General features: G+C 34.5%; 3 protein-coding genes and 1 tRNA gene. All 4 read right to left on the reverse strand.

The annotated features are described in order from the left end of the window. Positions 1–17: 17 nt before the first annotated feature. Positions 18–701: a cell wall hydrolase gene (locus JT739_RS08095; RefSeq protein WP_237660602.1), complete on the reverse strand. Its 684-nt coding sequence runs from the start codon at positions 699–701 to the stop codon at positions 18–20. Positions 702–969: 268 nt separating this feature from the next. Further along, a complete protein-coding gene (locus tag JT739_RS08100; RefSeq protein ID WP_237660603.1) occupies positions 970–2,130 on the reverse strand; it encodes an NAD(P)/FAD-dependent oxidoreductase in 1,161 nt (386 codons plus the stop codon). A gap of 181 nt (positions 2,131–2,311) precedes the next feature. Beyond that, positions 2,312–3,874: an MBL fold metallo-hydrolase RNA specificity domain-containing protein gene (locus JT739_RS08105; protein WP_237660604.1), complete on the reverse strand. Its 1,563-nt coding sequence runs from the start codon at positions 3,872–3,874 to the stop codon at positions 2,312–2,314. A 71-nt stretch (positions 3,875–3,945) separates the two neighbouring features. Next, positions 3,946–4,020 (reverse strand) — tRNA-Asn (locus tag JT739_RS08110). Positions 4,021–4,055: the final 35 nt, after the last annotated feature.

Consider the following 4,055-nt stretch of genomic DNA (forward strand, 5'->3'; position numbering starts at 1 on the left):
TTACGGGTGGTCATGATTTATTTTGAAAAAACGTGATTCCCAATAGTTGTCATATACTGCCTAGTTCTTACCCAATAGTCATTTGTCTTGCTAGGGTTGTAAAAAGTAGTTGCGCCGCCGGTTGGGTCCATACCATTTAATGCATCTTGGACAGCTCTCCTTGCAGTTTCATCAGGTGTTAAATTGATTTGACCGTCTAATACAGGACTATATTGATAATAACCATCAACAACTTGAAAGATTATTTCTGGAATGCTGTTTGGATAATTAGGATCTTTTAGTCTGTTTAATACTGAAGCAGCTACTGCTACTTGTCCTAAGTAGGGCTCACCTCTCGCCTCTGCATAAACTAATTTTGCAATGAGTTCTATGTCCCTAGCAGAAAATCTTCCGCTACTACCCCTGTATGATGTATTGACATTTAGTGCGCGTAAAGTTTCTGGACCAACTATACCATCAACTCTTATATTTTTTGCCTTTTGAAATTTAATTAAAGCATCCATCGTGATATAGCCAAATATACCATCTACATTTCCACACCAAAATCCTTGAGCATTTAACAGTCTTTGTAATTCAACAACATCATCTCCAATATCGCCGATAGTTAACATTCTGTCACCTAATTGAGCTGCAGCGACTACTGGTGTTACAATCAAAAAGAACGTAAATACTAATAAGAATTTAGCTATTTTCTTTCGCATTGTTTCCCTCCTCTACTTTTGCCAAACCCTTGATAGAGATTGGTAAAAGCCCAATGCGACTTTTAAAATGTATTTTGCCGCAAATTGGAGCTTAACCCAAGGAAGAGATGTTGAAATTATAGCATCCTTTTTTAAGTCTGACAAAAACCGAGGAAGGCCGAAATCAGTGGTATTTTACTCATAACTAATATATTCCGTTGTGATTTACTTGCTCATCTGTTTTATGTTTGTTAGCTAAATATACGACCACCATGGTTTGAGATGTTATTTAAGCAAAAATTAAGCTTTGTATCCATAAATACGGAAAAATGGGTGTTAATCCGTGTCTGACAACGCTGTAAATAAACTTCTTATAACAACCTTCTTCAGGTGGAGTAGTTAATATCTTATAAAAAGCCTCTAAAAAAATTTTATTTACGCCTTTATGACAAATCTTGTTTCTGTCTCCTAAAAGTACACTCATAAGAGCCGAAAATCTAAATTCATTTAGAAAAATATTATAGCATTTTGTCTCATATTGTTTTCCACTTTGATTTTGGGCGATTATTTCTGATGCAATTTTTCCGCTTTTTAATGCATAAAAAATTCCTTCACCTGAAAAAGCATCTACAAAACCGGCTGCATCTCCCACTAGAAAAATCCTTTCTTTTGCGATTTGTCTTCTTCTGCCACCTGCCGGTAAAAAAAACGCCTGAAGTTTAAAAGGAGTGTTTTTGTACTTTAGCCTATCAATTACCAACTTTTTAGCAGCTTGCAAAATATTCTTGCTGTCCGGTGCATAACCTCCAACTCCCAAGTTCACGAAATCTTCTCCGCTAAAAGACCAACCCATTCCTCCTAAGATTTTTAAAAAAATAAATTCAGCCCCACCTTTTTCGACAATTAATTCTTTAGGAATTTTGCAAGATACAGCAAAACCCATTTCCCACTTTGAAAAACGCTGCCTTAGATTAGATATTCTGGCCACTTTACTGTAGACCCCATCTGCACCAATTAAATAATCGCTAAAGAAAGTCCCTTTTGTAGTATGAATCTCATAACAACTTTTTAAATCCATATGAAATCTATATTCACAACTGTCTATAAAACGTGCTCCTTTATTTACAGCCATGTTTATTATTGCTTCATCAAATTGCTTTCGGCTTACTATGATTCCTAAAATGTGGTTTTTCTTTAATAAAATGTCATGTGGACCACAGGTTAATGTGATTTTATAAACCGGATTAGACTCTATATTATATAAATAATCATTGCTGTAATCATCTTGTAAGAGGTTTAATGCTTTAGATGAAATAAGACCTCCACAGATTTTATCCCTTGGGAATTTCCTTTTATCAAGAATTAGCACCTTCAAACCTTTCTCGGCAAGTTTTTTTGCACAATAAGACCCTGCGGGCCCTGCCCCAATTATTGCTACATCATATTTCATGTCATTTCTCCTCAAATCGTAAGTTTATTTTATTTTTCCCAAAAAAGAGATTACTTAATAAGAACCCACCCGACAACTCCACAGAAATTTTATCAGGTCCCGGAACCTCGTTATTCACAATAAAAAAAGGCACCTCGTCTGGTGCCCGTTATATTTACAGAAATAAAAACTCTTTTTATTTTTATATTGCATTTTCAATTGACTTTAACTTTTCATAGAGTTGTTTTATCTCTTGACGCTCTAAATTTGTCTTATAAAGTTCACTTAACTTGTTTATGATATTTGCATAAATATAAGCTATATCCTTTTCGGTAGGCCCCTCAATATCATATGTTTTTACTTGGCCATATCTTAAGTCAAATGTTTGATAGAGCTCTGGCATATGCACTTCTAAGTCGTATCTTTCTAATAAAAGATTTTTAAAAACTTCCATTCCTTCCGGTTCACCATGAACTAGGAATACTTCCTTAGGTTTTCGTTTAAAAGAATCGAACCATTGCAATAAAGCTTTTTGATCTGCATGGCCGGAAAACCCATCTAGATTATATATTTGGGCATTTACTGCAATCTGCTCGCCATGTATTCTTACTTGTTTTTTCCCGTCTAAAATTTGCCGTCCAAGGGTCCCGGGAGCTTGATATCCCACAAAAACAATTGATGACTCTTCTCGCCATAAATTGTGTTTCAAATGATGTTTTATCCTACCTGCATCACACATGCCACTGGCAGAAATAATTATAGCATTAGTCCTAACTTCATTTAACTTTTTTGATTCTTCAGCAGAACGAGTCATGACAATTCTTTGCAATATTCCAGGTGATTCCCAAATCTTATCAAAAGCAGCCTTTGTTTCATCATCAAAATACTTCACACTTACCTTAAATATTTCATTAGCAGAAATGGCCAAAGGACTGTCAACATATATCTTACAATCAGGCAAACGACCTTCAAAGTCTAAACGTGCAAGATAATACAATAAATCCTGTGTTCTTTCAACAGCAAAAGCTGGTATTATTACATTGCCACCTCTTAGAAAAGTCGATTCGATTATTTGCAACAAAAGTTCTTGTTTATCTCCAATATTTTTATGTAACCTGTTACCATAGGTTGTTTCCATAACTAAATAATCAGTTTCTTCAATTACAGTAGGATCTTGTATTATAGGTTGATTTAAATTACCTATATCACCAGAGAAGACAACTTTAGTTTCATAATTATTTTCTTTTGCCCAGATTTCAACAATACTAGAACCCAAAATATGGCCCGCATCTTGAAATCTTATTGAAATCGTAGGCGTTAAATCTACTTTTAAATTATAATCTAATGTAGAAAAAAACATTAAAGCTCTTTTTGCATCTAAGTGGGTATATATTGGCTCTAATAAAGGTTTCCCTGCCCTAGCAAGCTTTCTATTTTTTCTTTCCACTTCTAATTCCTGAATATATCCACTATCTGGCAACAATATAGAGCATAAATCAGTTGTTGGCTTTGTTGCGATTACGGTTCCCTTAAAACCCTTCTTAACTAGTTTCGGAATTAAACCACTATGATCAATGTGAGCATGTGTAAGAATTACATAATCAATTTCTGCAGGTGAAAAGTTAAACTCACCGTAATTTAGTTCTTTTAAATCTTTAGAGCCTTGAAACATCCCGCAATCAACTAATATTTTTGTATCATCAGTTTCTACTAAAGTACAAGAACCCGTCACAGTTCTACAAGCCCCATGAAATGATATTTTCAAATCGACACCAACCTTTATAAAAATTATTATCACCTAATAATTATACACTCAAAATAAACAGGAAATAAAAATGGCTCCTCGAGCAGGATTCGAACCTGCGACCCTTCGGTTAACAGCCGAATGCTCTACCGCTGAGCTATCGAGGAACGCTTAAAAGTAATATACAAATATATAGTAAAAT

Source organism: Tepidanaerobacter sp. GT38, from assembly GCF_021991635.1.
Classification (GTDB): domain Bacteria; phylum Bacillota; class Thermosediminibacteria; order Thermosediminibacterales; family Tepidanaerobacteraceae; genus DTU063.